Annotated in this window: 14 protein-coding genes; 7 read left to right on the forward strand and 7 right to left on the reverse strand. The window is 71.7% G+C overall.

Annotation, left to right across the window (positions count from 1 at the left end; genetic code table 11):
- Positions 1-4: 4 nt before the first annotated feature.
- A complete protein-coding gene (locus tag AB0J58_RS03190) occupies positions 5-1,714 on the reverse strand; it encodes a S8 family serine peptidase (protein WP_364209519.1) in 1,710 nt (569 codons plus the stop codon).
- A 581-nt stretch (positions 1,715-2,295) separates the two neighbouring features.
- Positions 2,296-2,898, reverse strand: coding sequence for an ATP-binding protein (locus AB0J58_RS03195; RefSeq protein WP_364209522.1), 603 nt, complete (start codon positions 2,896-2,898; stop codon positions 2,296-2,298).
- A 325-nt stretch (positions 2,899-3,223) separates the two neighbouring features.
- On the opposite strand from AB0J58_RS03195, the gene AB0J58_RS03200 reads away from it, so the two are divergent.
- A complete protein-coding gene (locus AB0J58_RS03200) occupies positions 3,224-4,834 on the forward strand; it encodes a hypothetical protein (RefSeq protein ID WP_343965482.1) in 1,611 nt (536 codons plus the stop codon).
- 21 nt (positions 4,835-4,855) lie between these two features.
- On the opposite strand, the gene AB0J58_RS03205 is transcribed toward AB0J58_RS03200, so the two are convergent.
- Both AB0J58_RS03205 and AB0J58_RS03210 read right to left on the reverse strand, forming a co-directional pair.
- Entirely contained in the window at positions 4,856-5,431 is a 576-nt protein-coding gene (locus AB0J58_RS03205) for a GNAT family N-acetyltransferase (RefSeq protein ID WP_364209525.1), read from the reverse strand.
- Between the two features lie 97 nt (positions 5,432-5,528).
- Positions 5,529-6,764, reverse strand: a complete 1,236-nt coding sequence (locus AB0J58_RS03210; protein WP_364209527.1) for an FAD-dependent oxidoreductase — start codon at positions 6,762-6,764, stop codon at positions 5,529-5,531.
- 517 nt (positions 6,765-7,281) lie between these two features.
- On the opposite strand from AB0J58_RS03210, the gene AB0J58_RS03215 reads away from it, so the two are divergent.
- Together AB0J58_RS03215 and AB0J58_RS03220 are read left to right on the forward strand one after the other, a co-directional pair.
- Complete coding sequence (locus tag AB0J58_RS03215) at positions 7,282-7,938, forward strand: hypothetical protein (protein ID WP_364209530.1); 657 nt, start codon at positions 7,282-7,284, stop codon at positions 7,936-7,938.
- Positions 7,939-8,141: 203 nt separating this feature from the next.
- Positions 8,142-10,958 (forward strand): PEP/pyruvate-binding domain-containing protein, encoded by a 2,817-nt coding sequence (locus tag AB0J58_RS03220; protein WP_364209533.1) that lies wholly within the window; start codon positions 8,142-8,144, stop codon positions 10,956-10,958.
- 27 nt (positions 10,959-10,985) lie between these two features.
- On the opposite strand, the gene AB0J58_RS03225 is transcribed toward AB0J58_RS03220, so the two are convergent.
- Together AB0J58_RS03225 and AB0J58_RS03230 are read right to left on the reverse strand one after the other, a co-directional pair.
- A complete protein-coding gene (locus AB0J58_RS03225) occupies positions 10,986-12,644 on the reverse strand; it encodes a CocE/NonD family hydrolase (RefSeq protein ID WP_364209536.1) in 1,659 nt (552 codons plus the stop codon).
- The gene (locus tag AB0J58_RS03230; protein ID WP_364209539.1) at positions 12,641-14,347 is read right to left on the reverse strand and encodes an amidohydrolase; all 1,707 of its coding nucleotides are present in this window, start codon (positions 14,345-14,347) and stop codon (positions 12,641-12,643) included. Before AB0J58_RS03230 ends, AB0J58_RS03225 begins: the two co-directional genes overlap by 4 nt.
- A 111-nt stretch (positions 14,348-14,458) precedes the next feature.
- Here AB0J58_RS03230 and AB0J58_RS03235 point away from each other — a divergent pair, with 111 nt between their 5' ends.
- Together AB0J58_RS03235 and AB0J58_RS03240 are read left to right on the forward strand one after the other, a co-directional pair.
- Positions 14,459-15,154, forward strand: coding sequence for a TetR/AcrR family transcriptional regulator (locus AB0J58_RS03235; protein WP_364209541.1), 696 nt, complete (start codon positions 14,459-14,461; stop codon positions 15,152-15,154).
- Positions 15,145-15,798 carry a phosphotransferase gene (locus AB0J58_RS03240; RefSeq protein WP_364209544.1) on the forward strand — a complete coding sequence of 218 codons (654 nt, stop codon included), beginning with the start codon at positions 15,145-15,147 and terminating at the stop codon, positions 15,796-15,798. The genes AB0J58_RS03235 and AB0J58_RS03240 overlap by 10 nt, the downstream gene beginning before the upstream one ends.
- A gap of 150 nt (positions 15,799-15,948) precedes the next feature.
- Here AB0J58_RS03240 and AB0J58_RS03245 read toward each other — a convergent pair whose 3' ends face one another.
- Positions 15,949-16,962 carry a winged helix-turn-helix domain-containing protein gene (locus AB0J58_RS03245; protein WP_364209547.1) on the reverse strand — a complete coding sequence of 338 codons (1,014 nt, stop codon included), beginning with the start codon at positions 16,960-16,962 and terminating at the stop codon, positions 15,949-15,951.
- A 393-nt stretch (positions 16,963-17,355) separates the two neighbouring features.
- Between AB0J58_RS03245 and AB0J58_RS03250 the strand changes: the two genes are divergently transcribed.
- Positions 17,356-20,865, forward strand: a complete 3,510-nt coding sequence (locus tag AB0J58_RS03250) for a tetratricopeptide repeat protein (RefSeq protein ID WP_364209550.1) — start codon at positions 17,356-17,358, stop codon at positions 20,863-20,865.
- A 139-nt stretch (positions 20,866-21,004) separates the two neighbouring features.
- A complete protein-coding gene (locus AB0J58_RS03255) occupies positions 21,005-22,933 on the forward strand; it encodes a propionyl-CoA synthetase (RefSeq protein WP_364209553.1) in 1,929 nt (642 codons plus the stop codon).
- The last annotated feature ends 78 nt before the right edge of the window (positions 22,934-23,011 follow it).

The raw sequence follows: 23,011 nt of genomic DNA on the forward strand, positions 1-23,011 counted from the left end.
CAGGTCAGCGGACGGCCCTGAGGGCGTCCACGACGCCGTAGCCGTAGAAGCCGTTGCGGAGCTTGTTTCCCTCGCACAGGTGGGTCGTGACGACCGTGTTGCCGTTCGACAGGTGTCGCGTGTAGGTGTACGCGGGCGGGGTGGGGCAGCCCGGCCTGGTGGCCGACGCCTTGAGGATCGTCTCCACGACGGTGGGGTTGAGCGTCTTGCCACCGTGCACCCGGTCGCGCACACCGTACTTGCTTACGATCAGCGCGGCCACGCCCGCGGCGCGCGGGGCCGCCATCGAGGTGCCCTGGAGGTACTCGTAGTAGGCGCAGACGCCGCCCTGGCAGTCGCGGACCAGGTACTTGACGTTGGGCGTGCCGTCGGGGTTGAGCTCGCCCCGCGCCTCGGCGAGCGCCTGGGGGTAGGCCGCCAGCGTCGCCTTGGTGATGTCACTCCTGTTGTCGGGGGTGTCGAAGCTGTCGCCACCGGGGGCGGCCAGGTCGATGAAGCCGTCGCCGTAGTTGGAGCCGTACGCCTTGCGGCCGCTGACGCCGGTCCCGGAGACCGTGATCACGTGGTTGCCCTGGGCAGGCATGATGGAGCAGTTCGACGAGATCGTGCGCGGGTGGGGCCGCTCGCCGGGCACCCGGACGTAGTTGGGGCTGGAGGTGTCGACGTAGTCCTTGGTGATGTCGGCGCCCTCGTTTCCGGCGCCGGCCAGCAGGGTCACACCCCTCGCGTGGGCGTAGTCGAGCGCCCGCTGCATGGCCTTCTTGACCGTGGCCTGCTCCAGGCGCTCGGCCGGGGAGTCGGCCGGGTTGTCGGCGCAGTTGGACAGCCACGGGTCGATGTAGAAGCTCATGTTGGCCACGTCGATGCCGACGTCACCCGCGTAGGTCAGCGCGTCGACGGTCGGCTGCAAGAAGAAGTAGCCGATGTCCGAGCCGACCCTCAGGTTGACGATCGAGACCTTGGGCGCCACGCCCGCGATGCCGAGCCCGTTGATCGGGGAGGCCAGCGCCGAGGCCACGTGGGTGCCGTGGCCGTCCTCGTCGACGTCCGCGGGGTCCTCGCAGGAACCGTCGGGGTCCTCCTCGCACGGCCCGTCGACCTCGTTGCCGTCGGCGTCGTAGGGGATGTCCACGGTGAAGTTGCGGCTCAGCTCGTGGTTGAAGTTCGGCGCGATGTCGGGGTGGGACCCGTCGACGCCGGTGTCGAGGATGGCGACCAGCACGCCGGGGTCGCCCTGCTCGCGACTGTAGGAGCCGTCGACGGTGGCGTGGATCTGCTTCATGTCCCACTGCAGCTCCGACAGCGGCTCGGCGGCGGGGGCCGCCTTGCCCGGCTTGACGGCCTTGGTGCCGCCGGGCGCGTCGCGCCCCTCCTTCTCCACCGCCCTGGCCTCGACGGCCCCGCGCGCCGCGCCGGTCGCGGGGACGGCTTTGGGGACGCTGCCGACGGACCGGTTGCGGGCGACGCCCTCGATCGGGTCGCTGCCCTGGAGCGCGGCCGTGAAGCCGGGGTTGGTCGAGGTGACGGTGGCGACGCCGACGGCGCCGTTCTCCTTGAGAAGGCTTCCCCCCGCGGCCTGGATGGCCCGCCGGGCGTCGACGGCGCTCACGCCCTGCCGGTAGAGGACCACGTACTCGGTGTTCGGGCCGGTTTCAGCGCTTGGCTGCCGTGCCTGCGCCGGAGTCGTCACTGTGGCCGCGGCCAGAGCGGCCACAGTAGCGATAAAGACGACGCGTTTCACTCATACCTCCGCTTGTCAAAAATTCCTTCGCCAATATGGCGATATAGCCGGAAATAATCCAACGGAAAAGGAAATCGCTACCGAAGCGTGACAAGATCCAGAGCAAGCGTTCTCTGGGATGTGCGGCCCGGTGTCTCGCGGGGATCCGTCCGGCCTTCCCCTGGGCCGGCACGGCGGTGTGCCGGCCCCGTCGCCGAACACGGCGTGTCGACCGCTCCGGGATCACCCACGCGTCACGCGGAGGCGGGGGTACGCGTATCAGGTGGGGAGCGGTAAGCGGCCGGTCGTCGCGCTTCCCGCAGTCTCGACACCGGATCGCCGACGGTCGAATCCGGCGGTGTCACGAAAGCCGTTCGGCTCTCTTTCGCAGGCATGGGCCGGCACCCGTCACGGCCCTTGCCTGTCGACACCGGCTCGGTTGATTCACCGCCTACCGAGCAGACCTTGGTAAAACGAGCCGGCAGAACAGGCTGGGAGCAACGGCGTCCAGCCGGCTGCCGGGGAAGCGGGGCGACACCTCGCCGCGAAGTCCCGGCTCGTCGCGGAGCGGGGGATCACGTACGTGCCGTACGGATCCGGGAGTACGCGGACGGCTGCCGGGGCACCACGTCCAGGCCGTGCCGGGCGAACGGCAGAGCCCAGCGGCCGAAGACGACCTTCCCGCTGGCCGGTGACCGGTAGTGGCCCCACTCGTCGGTGCAGACGCCGACGAGCTGCAGGCCCCGGCCGCTCTCGTCGTCCTCCCCCGCCTCGGTGATCTGAGGCTCGCCGTCGCTGCTGTCCCAGACCTCCGCGAACAGGCCCACGGTGGTGAGGCGCAGCCGCAGCACGATCGGGTACGGGCCGGCGGCCTGCGAGCAGGCGCAGGGGGCCGAGGGGTGCGGGCAGGCGTAGCCGTCGGGGGTGTGCGGGACGGCGGTGGCCTTGATGGCGTTGGTGGTCATCTCCGAGACGACCAGCACGCAGACATCGGAAAGCTCCCGCAGACCCCACCTGCGCAGCTGCGTACGGGTGAAGTCGCGGGCCTGGGACGCGGCGGCCGGTTGCGCCGCCAGCCGCAGCTCGGCCGCCTCCAGGGACAGCTCGTCGGGGACGCCCAGATCAGGGTGAAACGGTGAGTGCATCGGTCCCGGCCGTTCGACGGGGAGCACGGTCATGTGATGGCTCCAGGGAGGTTCAACGGAGATTCGGTCACACGTCCCCGGCGCAGATAGGGACGCCCCGCCCGAGCCATGAGATCACGCGAATCCGACGGCTCCGGCGTTGTCTCCACCCTCCTGTGCGGAGCGTGCCGGAAACAGGCGACGAGACCACGTCTGTTCGTCGCTGTCGGATGTCGATTCGCCTCGCACGACGGTGCCGTGGCAGGGATCGGCGATCTGGTCGCTGATTTCTGCACTCTGCCGTCACCGAACGTGATCGGCCAGTAACGTTCGGCCCGAAGAATCACCACCGGAGGAACCGCCGGGAGAGGCCGAGCCGATGCCACGTGCACCGCGCAGCGTCAAGCAGCAGATGGACATCTTCAGCGCTGAACTCCGCGAGCGTGGTTGCACGTGGGCGGAGGTCGCAGCGGAGTTCCAGCGACGTTGGCACCTGAACTCCCGTCAGGGCTTCCGGGAGGCGCATCGACTCACACAAGCCAAGGTCTGCCATCTATGGAACGAGTACTGGCCGAACGAGCCACTGACGACCCGCAAGCTCGGGTCGTGGGAGGCTTGGCCCGGCCCCACCGGCAACGAGCCGCCGATCGCCGGTCTGAACCGGCTGGCCCGTATCTATCAGTGCCGCACCGCCGATCTGGTCGACGGTGAAGACCACCGCGATGCCGACGAGCACAACGCCCCGGCCGTCCGACTCCGGGGACGGGAACTGGTGGCCGCGGGAGCCGCGGGCAGCCTCTGCCGCGAGGACATCCAGGGGGTGCTGGCGACCCTGCCGGCCCTGCCCGCCGGGCCCGCGCCGGTCGGGGCCACCCGCGAGGAGGAGTACGACGCCCTCGTACGGGCTCTCGCCCAGTGGGCGGCGTCCATGAACCGGCGTGACGTACTGGCCCTGGTCAGGGCCGCGGCGGCCGCGGCGGCGGCCTCTCCGCTGCTGGACCGGCTGAACGACGACGAGCTCGACCGGCTCGCGCTGATCGCCGCCGAGCCGTCCCGGGTGGACCAGGCGACGGTCGACCACATCGACGCGGTGCTGCACCACTGCATGCGGCAGGAGGACAGTCTCGGCCCCCAGTCGGTGCTGGGGACCGTGCTGGCCCAGCAGCACCTGGTGCGGTCGCTGATCCCGGCCGCGTCGACGGACGAGGTGCGCGAGAGGTTGCTGTACCTGCTGGCCAACATCTGCAGGTTCACCGCCTGGGTGCTGTTCAACCTCAACGACTTCAACGGGGCGAACTACTACTACGAGCAGGCCAAGTCGGCCGCGCACCGGGCCGACAACGACGCGATGAACAGCTTCGTCCTGGCCAACTGGTCGCAGCTGGCGACCTGGCAGGGTGATCCCCGCCAGGGTGTCGAGCACGCGCTGGGGGCGCTGGCCTGGGGGCAGCGGGCCGGTAGCAAGCTGCTGGTGTCGTACGCCTGCGACGTCGGCGCCCGCGCCTACTCGGCGGTGTTGCGCCGCTCGGCCAAGACCGATCGCCACAAGGACCACGCCCGGTGCATGAGGAGCCTGGACCGGGCCCTCCGCGAGCTCGGCCACGCGGGTACCGAGGACGTGGGCGGTAAGCTGCTCTACTTCTACGGCGACGGGCAGTATCTGTCGACCAAGACCAAGTGTCTGCTGGACATGGGCGACGCCCAGGCCGCCGTCGAGATGGCCGCCCGCTCCCTGGCCCGGATCGACCCGACGTTCGTCCGCAACCTGGCGTTCAGCCGCCTGGATCTGGCGCGCGGGCATCTGCGGCTGCGTGCCATCGACGAGGCGTGCGAGCACATCGGCGAGGCCGCCCGCCTCACCTGCCGGAACACCTCGCCGCGGCTGGCCCGCTCGGTGGTGGAGGTCCGCGAGGCGCTGAACCCGTGGGCGAGGACCCGCCAGGTGGCCGCCCTGGACGAGAAGCTGCACGCCCTCCAGCTCATCGCCTGACGAATCGCCTGGCGAGTCGGTTCACCGGCGGCGTGCCGTGGGCATTTTCTCCAGCACCAGGATGTCGAAGACCGGGGCGGGGATCGGCGGGTCCACCAGCTTGTGGGACACCTTCCGCCATCCCCACCGCCGGTAGATCGCCTGGGTCCGCGCGGCCCTGGGCTGCACCGACAGTGTCGCCCGCTCGGCACCGGATCCGGCGATCAACTCGTCATGGATCCGGTGCCCGACCCCGAGGCCACGCCAGCCGGGCAGCACCCCGTAGTCGATGATGGCGAACGTCCTGGTCCCGGTCTCGGTCGCGAACTCCTCATCGACCGGTTCGGCCAGCCCGGTCCACCAGCGGGCGTCGGCGGGCAGCAGGTACCCGTACCCGAATCCGACGAACTCGGGGCCGGAGCGCGCGGTGGTCAACCGGAATCCGGGCCGGTCGGCCAGGTTGGGAAAGTAGGAGCGCTGGTTGGCGAACTCCGCGCGGTTCCCGTTGAAGGGAGGCAGTGAGAACACCGCCTGGTAGAGGTCGCAGATCGTCCCGGCCAGCGCGAGCGACTCCTGCCGGCCGTGTGTCTCTACGGTCACGTTTTCGGTGGGGGTCATACTCGCCTCCTGCGGATCCTCTTCCCATGGGGCGGTTCCTTATCCGTGGACGGGCGGGCGGGCGCTCCGGTTCCCGTGCCGGGGGCGAGGCCGTGCGTCAGCCCTTCGTGACGTCGCTCAGCGGCACGGAGAGGTCGGCGAGCCGCTCCGGGCGGACGGTCACACCGCTGCGGATCAGGTCCTGGGCCGGTGCGATGCCCTCGTCCCACTGGTTGACGTGCATCCCCGCCACGACGCGCCCGCCGGCGAGCCAGAAGGCGTGGAAGGCGCCCGACTGCAGATCTCCGCGGATGACCACGGAGTCGTACCCGCCGGGCGCGAACCAGCCGGAGAACTCCATGCCGACCTCGTACTGGTCGGTGAAGAAGTAGGGCGGCCGGTCATGGACGACCGGCCGGCCGAGCATGGCCCTGCCCGCGGCCAGTCCCCCGTTCAGCGCGTTGGCCCAGTGCTCGACCCGGATGCGGGTGCCGTACAGCGGGTTGAACGCGTTCGCCGCGTCACCGGCGGCGTAGACGTCGGGGTCCTCGGTGCGGAGCGACTCGTCGACGACGATCCCGTTCTCCACCGCCAGGCCGGCCCGCTCGGCGAGTTCGGTCTCGGGGTTCACGCCGACACCGACGATCACCACGTCGGCCGCGACCTCCCGCCCGTCGTCGGTGGCGACCGCGTGGACGCGTCCGGAGCCCAGCAGTCCGGTCACCTCGCGGCCGAGCCGCAGGTCGACGCCGTGCCGCCGGTGCAGGTCGGCGAAGAAGGCGCCCAGTTCGGGACCGAGCGCGGCGTGCAGCGGCACCGCCCTCGGTTCGATGACCGTCACCTCGCAGCCGTACTCCCTGGCGGCCGCGGCGGTCTCCAGCCCGATCCAGCCCGCGCCCACGACGACCACCCTGCCCCCGCTGCGGATCGCCTCGCGCAACCGCTCCGAGTCGTCGAGGCCGCGGAGGTAGTGCACGCCGTCCAGGTCGGCGCCGGGCACGTCGAGGCGGCGCGGTGAGGCGCCGGGAGCGAGGAGCAGCCTGTCGTAGCGGATGCGCCGCCCGTCGTGCAGTTCCACCTGGTGCGCGGCCCGGTCGAGGTCCGTCACCTGGCGCCCGAGCAGCGGTTCCACGGAGTTGTCCGCGTACCAGCCCTCGTCGTGGACGTAGACCTTGGCCTTCTCCTCCTTGCCGAGCAGGTAGCCCTTCGAGAGCGGGGGCCGCTCGTACGGGAGCTCGGTCTCGGCGCCGATCAGCGTGATCCGGCCCGAGAAGCCCTCCTCGCGCAGGGCCTCCGCCGCCTTGGCCCCGGCCAGGCCCGCTCCGACGATGACGAACGTCTGCTCGGTAGTCATGCTCTCCTTCCTATCCGATTCCCACGCCGGTTCCAACGATCACGAGAGGCCCGGATCCGGTGCGCCGGAGTGACGGGCCTCCCGGGAGGCGAACGACCGGTTTCCGCGCCCGGCCCCGGTACCGGACCGAGCACGTTTGTCGGGACACGTCCCCCGAACAGGCGGTAAATCCGCGAAAGAAGTCTGGACGGGGCAGGATCCGCCTACTCTCGAGAATTCCCCGGAAAGGCACCCGGGCCGCCTTCCAGAAAAACACGACGGTCCTTCGTAATTCCTTTCTTACACGTCGCGCCGGGTTCCCCGTGTTCTGGCCATGCCCGCGAAACCACAGACGGCGAGGGCACGCAAGGCCGTCCGCCGATTACCCTGGGAAATTTTCGTTTACCCGGCCGGAAACCAGATTCCGCACTCCAGGAAAGGCGGGCTTATATATTTCCTACGCCATCAAGCTCGCCCCGTGGACGGGAATTCCTACACCCCTGCCCGCGGCGCGCCGTTTTGATAAGGAGCATGCCGCATGCCATTGAATCGACGATTCGCCCGAGTCACGGTCAGCTGCGCGTTCGCGGCGATCGCCGTCCTGAGCCTCGGAGCCTTCTCGCCCGCCCCGCCGGCCTCCCCGGGCGGCTCGCCGGCCTCCCCGGTCCAGCGGGTCGACCCGCCCCCCAGGCCCACGGCGCGCGCCCTGACCGCCGACGAGATCCGCAGGAGGGGGCTGGACAAGTACATCGACATGTCCCGCCAGCAGGAGACCCCTCCCAGGATCATCGACACCAACCAGGGCAAGTTCGCCAGCGGCATCCTGTCGCCCGCCAGGCAGTTCTCCAACACCTCCGGTAACTTCGCGTCGGGCTGCTGGTATCTGACGACCACGTACGGGGCTCCCGGCCTCAACGGGGTCGGCTACCACACCTGGTGCGGCAACGGCTCCCAGATCACGTACACCTCGGCGAGCTGCACGGGAAGCACCAACCTGCCCACCTACATGTACGAGGGCTGCCAGAACATCCAGGCGTACGGCGTCGGCTGGAACGTCTGGGACGTCACGGACGGATGGCGTTTCTGCACCTCCTACAACCCCTACACGGGCGTGTGCTCCTCCCGGGCCTACCCGTGGCAGAAGAACCGCTACGGGGCAGGAGGCCAGGTCTGGCTCCTCGGCTGGGGCAACTAGGCACCGACTCGCGACTCACGGCGGCGCCGGCCCCACCAGGCCGGCGTCGCCGCCGTTTCGTTGCCCGGCCCCCGGGCGGCGGCCGGACCGGCAGGACGCGCCCCGGCCGGACACGGCAGACAATTCATCACTTGTTGATTTATTGCCCCTCCCGGCCTAACGTTGCAGCACGCATCAGACGCGGCGACACAGGGAGCGGCCCGATGGACGACGACATCCCGGCCACGACGCTGCCGGCGGGGGCTCGACAGGACGCGCCACCGCCTCTCGTCCTGAGGTTCGAGGACATCGGGGCGGAGATGCTGCCCCTGGTCGGCGGCAAGGCGGCCAATCTCGGCGTGCTCACCACCGCCGGGTTCCCCGTTCCCCCGGGCCGGTGCGTCACCACCGAGGCCTACCGCAGGGTCACCGAGCGGACCGCGCTGAAGGACCTGCTCACCGCGCTCGCCACCACGCCCGCCGAGGACGTCGTCACCCTGAGCGCGCTGGCCGCCAAGGCCCGCGAGGCCGTGCTCGCCGCGCCGGTCCCCGACGACATCGCGGACGCCGCGAGAAGCGGTGCGAACGGCCCGGTCGCGGTCCGCTCCTCCGCGACCGCCGAGGACCTGCCGCACGCCAGCTTCGCCGGGCAGCAGGACACCTACCTCAACGTGATCGGCGCCGACGCCGTGCTGGACGCGGTCCGGCGGTGCTGGGCCTCGCTCTGGACCGACCGGGCCGTCGCCTACCGGGCCGCGAACGGCATCGACCACGGCGCGGTGCGCCTGGCGGTCGTCATCCAGGAGATGGTCTCCTCCGAGGTGGCCGGGGTGATGTTCACCGCCAACCCGGTCACCGGGCGGCGGCACGAGGCGGTGATCGACGCCGCTCCCGGTCTCGGCGAGGCCGTGGTCTCCGGCGCGGTCAACCCCGACCACTTCGTGCTCGACACCGCCACCGGCCGGATCACCGAGCGCCGCCTGGGAGACAAGCGGGTGGCCGTACGGTCGCTGGCGGGCGGCGGCGTCGAGCACGTCGAGACCCCCGCGGACCCCGTGGGGAGGGCCTGCGTCACCGACGCGCAGCTGGGGGCGCTGGCCGAGCTCGGCGACCGGGTCGAGCGGCACTACGGGACACCTCAGGACATCGAGTGGGCCATCGACGCCGCCGGTGCGCTCTGGCTGACCCAGGCGCGCCCGATCACCACCCTCTATCCGATCCCCCACCACGCGGAGCCGGCCGCGAGCCCGGCGGGCGACGCTCCCGCGTCCGGAGGTCCCCGGACCGGCGACACCCGGATCTACTTCTGCTTCAGCCTGGCCCAGGGTCTCCACCGGCCGATCACCCCGATGGGCATCTCGGCCTTCAGGCTGCTCTCGTCATCGGTGTTCGAGACGCTGGGAATGCCGGTGGCCGACAGAGCGGCCGGGGCCCCGCCCGTCGCCGAGGCGGGCGGACGGCTGTTCTTCGACGTCACCGGCCTCATCCGCAGCCGGGTGGGCCGGGTGGCCTTCCCGAAGGTGCTCGACGTGATGGAGGCCAGGTCCGCGAAGGTGCTGCGCGGCCTGCTCGACGACCCCCGGTTCGGCGTCACCCAGCCCTCGCTCCGGCCGACGCTGCGCCGGGCGGCGCGGATCGCGGCCCGCTTCCACATCCCGCGCCGCTTCGTACGGGCCCTGCGCGACCCCGCCTCGGCGCACCGGGACGTGGCGCTGCTCCGGGAGCGGATGCGGGGGCGGCTCCCGGCACCCCGGGGCGCCACCCCGGCCGAGCGTCTCGACCATGTCGAGCGGATGCTGGGCGGCCAGATCTTCCCGCTGCTGCCGGCCATCGCCCCGGCCGCGGCCGCCGGGTTCGCGATGCTCGGCCTGGCCGCCCTGGTACTGGGCGACCGGGCCCGGCCCGGTGAGCTGGAGACGGTGCTGCGCGGGCTTCCGCACAACGTGACCACCGAGATGGACCTGGCGCTGTGGCGGCTGGCCGCCCGCGTCCGCGAGGACGGCGAGACCGTCTCCCTGCTGCTCGGCACCCCCGCCACCGAACTGGCCGAACGCTTCCACGCCGGGACGCTGCCCGGTGTGCTGGGAGACGGCCTGGCGGACTTCCTCTCCGGCTACGGCGTCAGGGCGGTCGCCGAGATCGACCTCGGGCTGCCGCGCTGGTCGGAGGAGCCGGCCCACATCCTCGGCGTCCTCGCCAACTACCTGCGGCTGGAGGACCCGGCCCTGGCCCCCGACGCGCAGTTCGCCAGGGGCGCCGCCGAGGCCACCGTCATGATCGAGACCTTGGGCGGGCGGGCCGGAGGGCTGCGCGGGCGTCTCGTCCGCTTCGCGCTCGGCCGGACCCGCGCGCTGGCGGGCCTGCGTGAGATGCCCAAGTACGTCGTGGTGACCGCCCTGGCCGCGATGCGGGCCGAACTGCTGGCCGTCGGTGCCGAGCTGGTCTCCCGGGGCCTGCTCTCCCGCGCCGACGACGTCTTCTTCCTGACCTTCCGCGAGGCGCGGGAGGCCGCCGCGCCCACGGCCGGCGGTGACGGGCCGGTATCCTCCCTCGCCCCGCCGGAGGCCGCCGCGCACCCGTCCGAGGTGGCCGTACGACCCGCGCCGGCAGAGCTCGTGACGTGGCGGCGCGAGGAGGCCGCCCGCGAGTCGCGCCGCAGGCACGTCCCCCGCGTCCTGCTGTCCGACGGCACCGAACCGGAGGCCACCGCGGTACGGTCACCGGTGGACGGCGCGCTGACCGGCACCCCGGCCTCGGCGGGCACCGTCACCGGTGTCGCCAGGGTCGTCCTCGACCCGGTCGGCGCGCGCCTGGAACCCGGGGAGATCCTGGTCTGCCCCTCCACCGACCCCGGCTGGACCCCGCTGTTCCTGACGGCGGGCGGCCTGGTGATGGAGATGGGCGGCGCCAACTCGCACGGCGCCGTGGTGGCCCGCGAGTACGGCATCCCGGCCGTGGTGGGCGTGAGCGGGGCGACCGAGCACATCGTCACCGGCCAGGAGATCACCGTCGACGGCGCCTCCGGCGTCGTCACCACCTGACCGGAGACACGGACGCCGGTCAGGGGCTCACGGGGTGACGGCGAGGGAGAGGGAGGTGGCCGCCGGACGCAGGGTCTGGACGGAGGGGCGCGTCACGGTCGCCGACCACGGGTCCTCGTCGGTGCCGGGATGCGGGGCGAACAGCGGGTAGTCGCTGCAGGAGAGAACGAGCCGCAGCCGGTGGCCCGGCCGCAGCCGATAGCCGGTGTGGCCGAGGTCGACCCGGACGCCCGACGTTCCGGTGATCAGCGCCTGCCCGCGGCAGATCATGTGGGCGGAGCCGTCCGGGGCCACGTCGTGCAGTTTGACGAACAGGTGCATGCTCGGCGCGTCGGTCTCGACCGCGACCACGGCGTTGACCGGTCCCGTCAGGTCCAGCGGGCGCCCGGTGGGCTCACCGGTGAAGACCACCACGTCGGGCCGGTCGTGCAGCGGGCTCTCGTCCGGGTACTCGTGCAGGAAGACCCACGGATCCTTCACGATCGACGGCACCGGGTCGGCCGGGTCGTGCGTCCACCTGACGACGCGGGCGCCCGTCTCCGGGGTGGGGGTCAGAGCGCTCCCGGACGGGTGCAGGAGCAGTTCCACCGTCTCCCGCGGCGGCCACTCGCCCGCCGTGCGCTCACCGTCGTGTCCCTGGAACCACGTCGCCCGCGACAGCGAGGTGACCGGCCGCGTCCCGCGTACGAACACGTCGAAGAAGTCCAGCGTCCGGCCGAGGTAGCGGGGCAGGACCCGTTCCAGCAGGGTGACGTCGAGCGCGTGGTCGTCCGCGGGGGCGACGGGCGCCTGGGCGAGATGGTAGGTGTGGTGGTCGCAGGCGTCGGCGTCGAGGTAGGCGAGGTCCCGCCAGGCCGGTGTGGCGAGCTGCGCCGAGTGGTCGCGCATGGACAGGTCGATGAGGTTGTCGAACCAGCCGACCCGGTGCAGCACCGGGACGGGACTCGCGGTGAACGGGTGCCGGGAGGCGAACGGGTTGACGAGCGGCCGGCCGGCCAGCATCGCGTCCACGGCCGCGGAGCGGGCCCCGATCGCGGAGAAGGCGGGCTCGAAGACCTCCCTCAGCGGCCGGACCGACCAGTCGGTCTCGTAGTAGTGGATGTCCCTGTCCACCCACATGTGCGCGAAGTAGCTCGCCTGGTACAGGCAGCTCACCCGGCCCGCGAGGAGCATGTCCGAGATGCCGGTGCCGGTCACCCTGGGCGCGATGGCCCGGAGCGCCGGGTGGCCGCCCGCGGCTCCCGCCCACTGCGTGTAGCCGTGGTAGGAGTCGCCGGTCATCGCGACCGCCCCGTCCGACCAGGGCTGTCCCACCACCCAGTCGAGCGTGTCGTAGGTGTCCTCGATCTCGTGGACGAACGGCACGGTCTCGCCTTCCGAGCGGAACTTGCCGCGCACGTCCTGGGCGACGAAGACGTAGCCGCGCTCCAGATAGCGCGGCGCGATCCTGTCGATGGCCATCCACGCGCTCGCCTTGTCGTAGGGCATGCGCGAGACGACGACCGGGTGCCTGCCGGGTGAGGGCGGCAGGTAGACGTCGGTGGCCAGTCGGGTGCCGTCGCGCATGGGCACCATGAACTGTTCGGCTCCCAGGTGGAGAGGGGCCGGGCCGATCCTGAGGGTTTCCATCAGGGTTCCTCTCTTGAGGTTGATCCGGTGGTCTTCGGCGAGGCCGGTGCCGGTCATCGACAGGTCCGCTCGTGGACCAGGACGCCTTCGACGAAGGTGAGGTCCACCCGCGCGTCCGCGATCTCGTGGGCCGGTTCCTCGAACAGGTCGCGGTCCAGCACGGTCAGGTCGGCGTACTTTCCGACGGCGATCGTGCCGGTGAGGTGGTCGAGGTGGTTGATCCATGCTCCCCCCGCGGTGTAGGCGCTCAGCGCGTCGGCCAGCGCCAGCCGCTGCTCGGGCAGGAAGGGCTCACTCTCGTGGTCGCCGGGGATGAGCCGGTTGACCGCGCCGTGTATCCCCCACAGGGGGTTGGCGCTGGAGACAGGCCAGTCGCTGCCCGCCACCATGGTGACCCCGGCCTCCCGCAGCGCGCCGAAGGCGTACTGCCGCCGGGACCGCTCCTCGCCCAGGAACGGGATCGTCAGTTCGGCCATCTGCTCGTCGCGAACCGCCCAGAGCGCCTGCATGTTGGCCGCGACCCGCAGCCGCCGCAGACGTGGCACGTCATCGGGGTGGACCAGTTGCAGGTGGGCCAGGTGGTGACGGTTGTCCCCCCGGTGGCCGCGCCCCCGTGACGGCTCGGGATCGGCGGTGCCGCCCCGTGCGCCCTCGATCGCGTCGAGGGCCTCGCGCACCGCGCGGTCGCCGATCGTGTGGAAGTGGATCTGGAAGCCCTCGGTGTCCAGCAAGCGCACCGCCTCGCCCAGCGCCCCCGGGTCGAGGTAGCTGTGCCCTCGCCGCTCCCCTTCCCCGCCCGGCCACCGGTACGGCTCCAGCAAGGCGGCGGTGAAGTTCTCGCACACGCCGTCCTGCATGATCTTCACCGAGGTGGCGGCGAACCGGCCGACCGTGCTCATCGCCCGGCGCCTGACCAGGTCGTCGAGCTGTTCCACGCCCGCGTCCCTGTCCCACCACAGCGCACCCACCACCCGGGCCGTCAGCCGCCCGTCGGCCGCGGCCGCGAGGTAGGTCTCCAGCGCGTCGGGGTAGCTCAGGTAGTCGCCGACCAGGGCGTCCTGCCAGCCGGTGACACCGAGGGAGTGCAGGTGGCGCTGGCCTTCCATGAGCGCCTGCGCGTACTCCTCCGGTGAGACGGCGGGCAGCAGCCGGGAGACCAACTCGGCCGCGTTCTCGTGCAGCGTCCCGGTCGGGGTGCCGTCGGGGTCGCGCTCGATCCGGCCGTCCGGCGGGTCGGGGGTGTGCCGGTCGACACCGGCCAGTTCCAGTGCCCTGCTGTTGACCCACGCGCCGTGCCCGTCGCGGTTGAGCAGGAACACCGGCCGGTCGGGCACGACGCGGTCCAGGTCCTCCCTGCGCGGCGTGCCGCCGGGGAAGTGGTCCATCGCCCAGCCGCCGCCGACGATCCAGGGGCGGCCGGGGTGCACGGCGGCGTAGGCGGCGATCCTGGCCAGCGTTCTGGCCGCGCCCGCCGCGGCCGAGGCGGCCTGCTCCCCCTCCCCCGCGATCAGGTCGCACCTGGCACGTCCCAGGCCACCGAAGACCGGGTGCGCGTGGGCGTCCACGAATCCGGGGATCGTCAGGGTGCCCGCCAGGTCGACCACCTCGGTGGTGCGGCCGATCAGTTCCCTGACGGCCGGCGCTCCCAGCGCCACGATCCGTCCCTGGCGTACGGCGACCGCGTCGGTCCACGACCTGGCGGCGTCGGCGGTGAAAACCGGACCGCCGATGAGCACCAGGTCCGCCGGCTTCTCGTTCATGGCCCCTGAGCAAACACCCGGGACGCACCGATGTCAATGCCTTGGACTATACTTTGGTCAATACCTTTTAAATTCAGCCGGACACGGAGACGAACCTGAGATGATGACCCGGTGAGCGATCCCCAGAGACGTCCCCGCCTGCCCCGCGGGGCACTCACCCCCGACCTCATCGTGAGCACGGCGCTGCGCCTGCTCGACGAGGACGGGGCGGCCGCCTTCAGCATGCCCCGGCTGGGTAGGGCGCTCGGTGCCGACCAGACCGCCGTCTACCGGCACTTCACCGGCCGGGACGACCTCCTGCTCGCCGTCGCCGACCGGCTGCTACAGGAGGCGTTCGAGGGTTTCACCGCGGCCCCGTACTGGGCGGACACCCTCGCCGAGCTCTGCCGCAGGGTCCGCGCGACCTACCTCGCCCACCCCGCGGCCGCAGCCCTGTCCGGGCCGCGCACGACCAGGGGCAGCGCGGAGATGCGCGCGGCGGACACCATGATCGGCGCACTGATCGACGCCGGTTTCGACGGTGCGCGGGCCGCGACCCTCTACCGGGTCGTCGCCGACTTCGCGCTCCTGTGGTCGGGCGGGGAGGCCGCCTTCCACAGCCTCGCCCCCGAGACCAAGGCGGCCGAGACCGCCGGGGCGAACCTCGCCTACCGAGCGGCCGACCCCGACTCCCACCCCAACGTCCACGCGATCCGCGACCATCTCCCCAAGGTCGATCCGGACGAGCTGTTCGAGACCGCGCTCAGGCTGTTGCTCGACTCCATCGTCCGGGAGTCCGGTGATGACGGGAAACGGTCGTGGAGCTGATCGCCAGGGGCAGGACCGCGGACGTATACGCGCTCGACGACGACCGGGTGCTGCGCCGGTACCGCCAGGACGGGCCGACCCACCGGGAGGCGCGCCTGATGGCCTACCTGTCGGCGCGGGGATACCCGGTTCCGCGGGTGCACGACGTCACCGACACCGACCTGGTGCTCCAGCGGCTGCACGGGCCGACGATGCTGCAGGCCCTGCGGCAGCGGCCCTGGCGGACGGCGGCGTACGGCCGGCTGCTCGGCGAGCTGCACGACACGTTGCACGCGGTCACCGCGCCCGACTGGCTCCCGCGCCGGTTCGCCGGCGAGTCGGACCATCGGGTGCTGCACCTGGATCTCCACCCGGCCAACGTCGTCCTCACCGACCGCGGGCCGAGTGTCGTCGACTGGTGCAACGCCGCCGCCGGGGACCCCGCGGCGGACGTGGCCCAGACCCTCGTGCTGGTGGGGAGCGGTGACGTCTCGGGGTTCGCCGCCCGGCTGCGCAGGCGTGCCCTGCTGCGGGCGTTCCAGCGGGCATGCCGGGCCGACCCGGCGTCGCGCACCGCCGAGGTCGTCACGGCGCGCCTGGCGGACCCGAACGTCACCGCGACCGAGGCGGCGCGCCTGCGCGCCCTGCGACCGCCGGCCCCATAGTCCGCGGGTCGTGGGTTCAAGTCCCACCCGCCCTACTCGGTTTGATCAGTGAATATGCCCTGCCGCCTGCGGTTTCTCACCTGATCATGGGCCTCGCCGGTGGGGTCCAGGCTCATGATCGCCGGGTGGACGCACTTGAGCGCGGCCCGCTCATCCGGAAAGTGCCCGCGGGAACCGATCCAGGATCGTGCGGCTGGAGCCGGACCCTTCGTGCAGTAACGCGGCTCCCATCGGCGTCAGGGAATGCAGGACGGCAGCGCCGATCCGGGTGGTCGAAACGAGTCCGGCGTTGCGCAGCACGGTGGTGTGCTGGCTGATGGAGGCCGGGGAGACACCGACCCGTTCCGCCAGCGCCGTGGTGGTGGCCGGATCACGCAACGCGGCCAGGACAGCCGCGCGAGTGTGTCCGAGAAGAGGTCCCAGGACGTCCGCCGCCGAATCGGCCGGCCTGTCCTCGCGGACCACCGGGTAGACCAGCACCGTCGACCGGCCCGGCCGGTATGTCAGCAGGGGCCCGAGCGTGAGGTACGACGGGACCAGCAGCAGCCCGCGCCCGCACAGCCCGACGTCGTAGGCGACCGGCGACGGTATGTGCAGGGTGGGAGCCTCCCAGCGCCATCCGGGATGGAGCGTGGCGAGCAGAGCGTCGACCCCGCCCCGCAGCAGCGTCTCGGCGCGGAACGAGCGATCGGCGGTCACGCTTCTCTGGATCCTTCCCCACACGGGGGCGAGCGACGAGGTGAAGCAGGCGTCCAGTTCTCCTGCCAGGGTCCGCCGCGCCTTCACGGAACCGGCGGCGAGTTGCTCGACCCAGGGATCCGCCCGCTGAAAGGCGCTCAGCGGCCGGAGGCCGGCCTCGAACTGTTCCGCGGCCGTCTGTGTGACCGACTCGATGCCGTCGACGAGATCGCTGATGGACGGCTGCAGCAGGAAGTCGGGAAAGTAACCTTCCTCGGCGACCAGCCCGTTGAGTACGCCGGTGGCGGACGCGGTGCCGGAGAGTCCGTCTGGAGATCGCCCGCGGCCCCCGCTTCGCGAACGCCGTACGGCGGTGGGGCCGATATGACGCCGGCGTGCGGTGAGAACGGTTTCCAGCAACGCGTTCGCGGTAGGGGCCAGCGTGATCTGAGCCAGGTCGGCCGCGGTGAAATGCAGGCGCATCATGACTGCCGGCCCTCGTGCGCGCGGCGTCCGTCGTCGCCGTGCCCGGACACGCCGTCGGCGCGACCGCGTCCACCCATGTCGCTCCTCATCCAGTTCGTCGTCGTACCACCGGATCCGTGACCGGTGCTCAGCGCGCCCGGACACGCCGGCAGGCGGTCACGTCCGGGCGGGCAGAACAATAGAGAAGGACGTGTCGGCGACGTGGTGGTCATCGCGTGGATCCCCGCGTCGTGGCGGCATGGCACGAGCGGCCGGGGATCCCCCCACCGAACTGGGACGAGACCGAAAACCAGCGCCGGCAGGTGCCGTCGCCAACCCCGGACCGGCAGAAACCGGCGGAATCAGCGGCAGATTATGGCGCGGCGACACCGTGATCATGATAATTCTGGACCCATGGAGCCGGGCCGGGGCACGGCGGGGGCCTTGATCCGTGACCGCCGCCTGAGCGCGGGCCTCGGTCAACGTGAACTGGCGGCCACCGCCGAGGTGAGTGAGCGTTCGCTGCGCGACATCGAGGCGGGCCGGGTGGAACGACCACGCGCGGCCACGCTGCAGCGGTTGGCGAGGGCCCTGTCGCTCTCGGACGACGACCTCGGCGCGCTGCTCGCGACCGTTCGGTCGAGCCCCAGGACAGGAGACCTCCTTCACATCGGCGTGCTCGGACCCCTGTCCGTCAGCCGGAACGACGCTCGCGTCGACATCACGTCGGCCATGCGGCGGACCTTGCTCGGCCTGCTGGCGATACAGCCCGGACAGTGCGTGTCGCGGGAGGAGAGCATCGACGTGCTGTGGGGGGATCGGCCGCCGAAGACCTGGCGGCGTCTGCTCCAAGGGTATGTCGGCTCTCTGTGCGGGCTGCTCGCCTCCGAGGGGCAGGGGGTACCCGTCCCCATCACATCGGTCTCCGGCGGCTACACCCTGGATCCGGAGGCCACCCATCTCGACCTCGTACGATTCGACGAGTTGCTGGGACAGGCGCAGACCGCGCGGACCGGGGGGCGGCCGCTGCCCGCGTGGGAGTTGTTCGACGGTGCTCTGCGGTGCTGGCGAGGCAGTGTGCTGGCCGATGCCGATTCCCGGCTGCGTCACCATCCTGCCGCCGTCGCGCTCAACCGGCGCCGGACAGCCGCAGGCCTGGCGTTCGCCGATCTGGGACTCGCCTTCGGCCGGTACGAGGAGACCTGTGTCCGGCTGCGCGAGCTCGTCACCGCCGAACCACTGCACGAGGGGTTGCACGCTCGCCTCATCACGGCGATGGCCGGCTGCGGGGAACAGGCGGCCGCACTGCGGCTGTACGCCACGATCCGTGCCGGGCTCGTCGAGGACCTGGGCGTCGAACCCGGGCCCGAGCTGGCCGCCGCGCACCTGAGAGTGCTCCGCCAGGAGACCGCTGATCGCCACGTCGTGGCAGCAAGCGCGGTCCCGGCACAGCTCCCCCTCAGCGCGCGGGGATTCTCAGGCCGTACCGGCGAGATCGAACAGCTCGACGCCCTCCTGGCCACCGCCGGCGCGCAACCCGCCGCTCTGCCGATCCTGGTTGTGTCGGGCACCCCCGGAGTGGGCAAGACCACCCTGGCGGTGCACTGGGCGCACCGGGTTCGCGACCGGTTTCCCGACGGGCAGCTCTACCTGAACCTCCGGGGGTTCGACGCGGCCGCCGGACCTGTCGAACCCGCGGAGGCGATCCGCGCGTTTCTGGACGCGCTGCATGTGCCCGTGCAGCGCATCCCCCAGGACTTCGACGCCCAGGTCGGGCTCTACCGCAGCCTGCTGGCCGGTCGCCGAATGCTGGTGCTCCTGGACAACGCCAGAGACGTCGAGCAGGTCCGCCCTCTGCTGCCCGGTACGGCAGGCTGCCTCGTCGTGGTGACGAGCCGCGACCAGCTGTCCGGCCTGGTCGCCGCCGAGGGCGCCCATCCACTGTCGCTCGGCCTGTTGCCGATCGCCGAGGGGCGTGAATTCCTGGCGCGCCGGATCGGCACCGAACGTGTCGCCGCCGAACCGGAGGCGGTGGACGCCATCATCGCCGACTGCGCCCGCCTGCCCCTGGCGCTCGCCATCGTCGCCACCCGCGCCGTGACCAACCCGCGCTTCGCGCTGACCACCCTCGCCGGGGAGTTACGCCACAGCCGCGGCGGCCTGGACATCTTCCACAGTGGCGATTCCGCCACCCAGGTGCGGGCGGTCTTCTCCTGGTCCTACCGCACCCTCGGCGACGAGGCGGCGCGGCTGTTCCGGCTGCTGTCGCTCCACCCAGGATCTGACATCGGCGCCCCGACCGCGGCGCGTCTGGCCGACGTGCCCGAGGAGCTGGTACGACAGCTTCTGGCGGAACTGGTCCGCTCTCACCTGGTCGGCGAGCACGAGCCCGGCAGGTACTCCTTTCACGACCTGCTGCGCGTGTACGCCGCGGAACGCGGCCGGGACGAGGACTGCGACGAGGAGCGGACCGCCGCCGTCCAGCGGCTGTACGACCACTACCTGCACAGCACGGACGCGGCGGTGCGGATGCTGTACCCGCAGCTGATACTGCTGCCGGCGAGCGCGCCCCCGCCGGGCACGCCGGCCGCCTTCGACGGGCCGGAGCGGGCGCTGGCGTGGTTGCGGGCCGAGCATGTCAACCTCGTCGCGGCCATCACCTATGCCGCGGAGCACGGACCCCGGCCGGCCGCGTGGTTGCTCGCCGGCCTCCTGCGCGGCTACCTTGCCCGCAGCCGGCACTCCGTCCAGTGGCTGGCCGTCACCGGCGCCGGGCTGAATGCCGCACGCGCGATGGGTGACCTGTACGGACAGGCGTCGCTTCACCTCGGCACCGCGCACGCCCACTACTCCATGAGCCGGCCCCGGCAGGCGATCGCGCACCTTGAACACACGCTCGACCTGAGCCGGCGGGTGGGCTGGGCGAGGGGCCAGATCGTGGCGCTCATCAATCTCGGATCCGTGTACGGGGAGCTCGGACGGCTGGACGACGCCGACAGCAGACTCCTCGACGCACTCGACCTTCTGCGGCGGACCGGCTCACAACAGCACTCCGAGATCATCATCCTCAACAACCTGGGGAACATCGAGCGGAACCGCGGGCGGCTGCGGGAGGCCGTCGACTACCTGACCCTCGCGTACGACATCTGGCGGGAATCGGAACTCCCGGTGGGGTCGTGTGCGACTCTGTGCACGATAGGCCAGGTCCACCATGACCTCGGAATGCTCTCCCGCAGTGCCGAACACCTGCGTGAGGCGATCGGCCTGGCCCGCCGGATCGGGGACCACGTCAACGAGGCCGACTCGCTGGCCGCCCTCAGCGGGGTCCGTCATGACACCGGCCACTTCGCCGAGGCCCTCGAACTCGCGCGGACCGCCCTGCGGCTGAGCGAGGGCGCCTCCGGCGAGTCCGTCGCACGGAACGCCCTCGCCGCCGCCTGCCACAGCCTCGGACATCACGATGAGGCCGTGGAGCACTACCTGCGAGGTCTCCGGCTGGCGCGGAAGTCCGGCATCGGCTACCTCGAAAGCGAGGCCCTCATCGGGTTGTCCCGCGTGTACGTGCTCCTCGGTGACGACGGCGCAGCCGATGCCTCCGCCCGCGCGGCCCTTCATATCGCGAAGAGGGCGACTTTCCGCATCAGGGAAGGGCAGGCCCGCGCGGCACTGGCGGAGATCCACCTCAACCGGGACGAGATCGAGGAGGCGGCGGCCCAGGCCGGGCAGGCGATCGATCTTCATCGCCGGAGTGGTCATCGGCTGGGACTGGCCAACGCCCTGGCCCACCTCGGCTCCGCGACGTGGCGAAGCCGGGGGGCGCGGGCGGCTCTTCCCATCTGGGAGGAGGCGCTCGCGCTCTTCGCCGGCATCGGCTCGCCCGGCGCCGGCCGGGTGCGGGCCCTCATAGAGGCCGCGGCCATGTAGTCCGAGACGGCCCGGCGGCAGTTGGCGATGTACGAGTCGGAACAGGACCGCTGAACCGGCCGAGCCTGGATCCGCCTACCCGCGTGGGGACCGGAGAGGGGCCTCGACCGGGCGCCCCCCGGAAGAGCATGATGGCCTGATGTCGTACGCTGACGCGTTTGCCCGCAGTATCACCGACCCGGAGGACTTCTGGGCCGAGGCCGCCGAGGCGGTCACCTGGAGCAGGCCCCCGCGCGAGGTGCTGGACTCCGGGGCGCCGCCCTTCTACCGGTGGTTTCCCGACGGGGAGCTGAACACCTGCCACAACGCGCTGGACCGGCACGTCGAGGCGGGTCACGGCGACCGGGTCGCGCTGATCTACGACAGCCCGGTGACCGGCACCGGCAGGCGCCACACCTACGCCGAACTGCGCGACGAGGTCGCCAGGTTCGCCGGGGTGCTGCGCCACCTCGGGGTGGAGCAGGGCGACCGGGTGGTGATCTACATGCCGATGGTGCCCGAGGCGGTGATCGCCATGCTGGCGTGCGCGCGGCTGGGAGCCGTGCACTCGGTGGTGTTCGGCGGGTTCGCACCCAAGGAACTGGCGGCCAGGATCGACGACGCGCGCCCCAAGGTGGTCGTCTCGGCCTCCTGCGGGATCGAGCCCACCCGCGTGGTGCCGTACAAGCCGATGCTCGACGCCGCGCTCGACCTGGCCGGGCACCGGCCCGCGCACTGCGTGATCCTCCAGCGCGAGCAGGCCCCGGCGGAGCTGGTGCCCGGGCGGGACGTCGACTGGGCGAGCACGGAGGCCGAACCCGCCGGGTGCGTGCCGGTGAAGGCGACCGACCCGCTCTACATCCTCTACACCAGCGGCACCACCGGGCGGCCGAAGGGCGTGGTGCGCGACAACGGCGGGCACGCGGCGGCACTGCTGTGGAGCATGGCCAACGTCTACGACATCGCGCCCGGCGAGGTGTTCTGGGCGGCATCCGACATCGGCTGGGTGGTCGGGCACTCCTACATCGTGTACGGGCCGCTGCTGCGGGGCGCCACGACGGTGCTGTACGAGGGCAAGCCGGTCGGCACCCCCGACGCGGGCGCGTTCTGGCGGGTGATCGCCGAGCACCGGGTGAACGCGCTGTTCACCGCGCCGACCGCGTTCCGCGCGATCAGGAAGACCGACCCGGAGGCGGCCCTGCTGCGCGACCATGACATCTCGTCGCTGCGGACGCTCTTCCTCGCCGGGGAGCGTCTGGACCCCGACACCTACCACTGGGCGGCGGAGAAGCTCGGCGTCCCGGTCGTCGACAACTGGTGGCAGACCGAGACCGGCTGGCCCGTCGCGGCCAACCTGCGCGGCCTGGAACCCATGCCGGTCAAGCCGGGCTCCCCCACCGTGCCCGTCCCCGGCTACGACGTGCGCGTGCTGCGCTCCTCGGGCACCGAGTGCGCCCCCGGCGAGGAGGGCGCGATCTGCATCCGGCTCCCGCTCCCGCCCGGCACCCTCCCCACGCTCTGGCAGGACGACGAGCGCTATGTGAAGTCCTACCTGTCGGCCTTCCCCGGCTACTACCTGACCGGCGACGGCGGCTACCTCGACGAGGACGGCTACCTCTTCGTGATGGGCCGCACCGACGACGTGATCAACGTGGCCGGGCACCGGCTGTCGACGGGATCCATGGAGGCGGTGCTGGCCGCGCACCCGGCGGTGGCCGAGTGCGCGGTGATCGGGGTCTCCGACGAGCTGAAGGGGCAGGTCCCCCGTGGCTTCGTGGTGCTGAAGAGCGGGGCGGCGGTCGACGTCGAGACCCTGCGGGCCGAGCTGATCCTGGCCGTCCGCGAGCAGGTGGGCGCGGTGGCGGCGCTGAAACAGGTGGACGTGGTCCCGGCGCTGCCGAAGACCAGGTCGGGGAAGATCCTGCGCAAGACCATGCGCGGCATCGCCGAGGGCGCCGACGAGCCCGTCCCCTCGACCATCGAGGACCCGACGGTGCTGGACGTGCTGCGCCCCATCGTCGGGCGCGGCGGCACCACCCCGGACGACCGGGACGCCGACCCGCTCCGCTCGGGTTCCGGCGACGGCTGACAGGCCGGCCCCGGTTCTCGGTCCGGTACGGCCCGTTCCGGAAACGAGCCGGTCTCCCCTCCGGCGGCGAGGGGCGAC

This window comes from Streptosporangium sp. NPDC049644 (assembly GCF_040675205.1).
Classification (GTDB): Bacteria; Actinomycetota; Actinomycetes; order Streptosporangiales; family Streptosporangiaceae; genus Streptosporangium; species Streptosporangium fukuiense.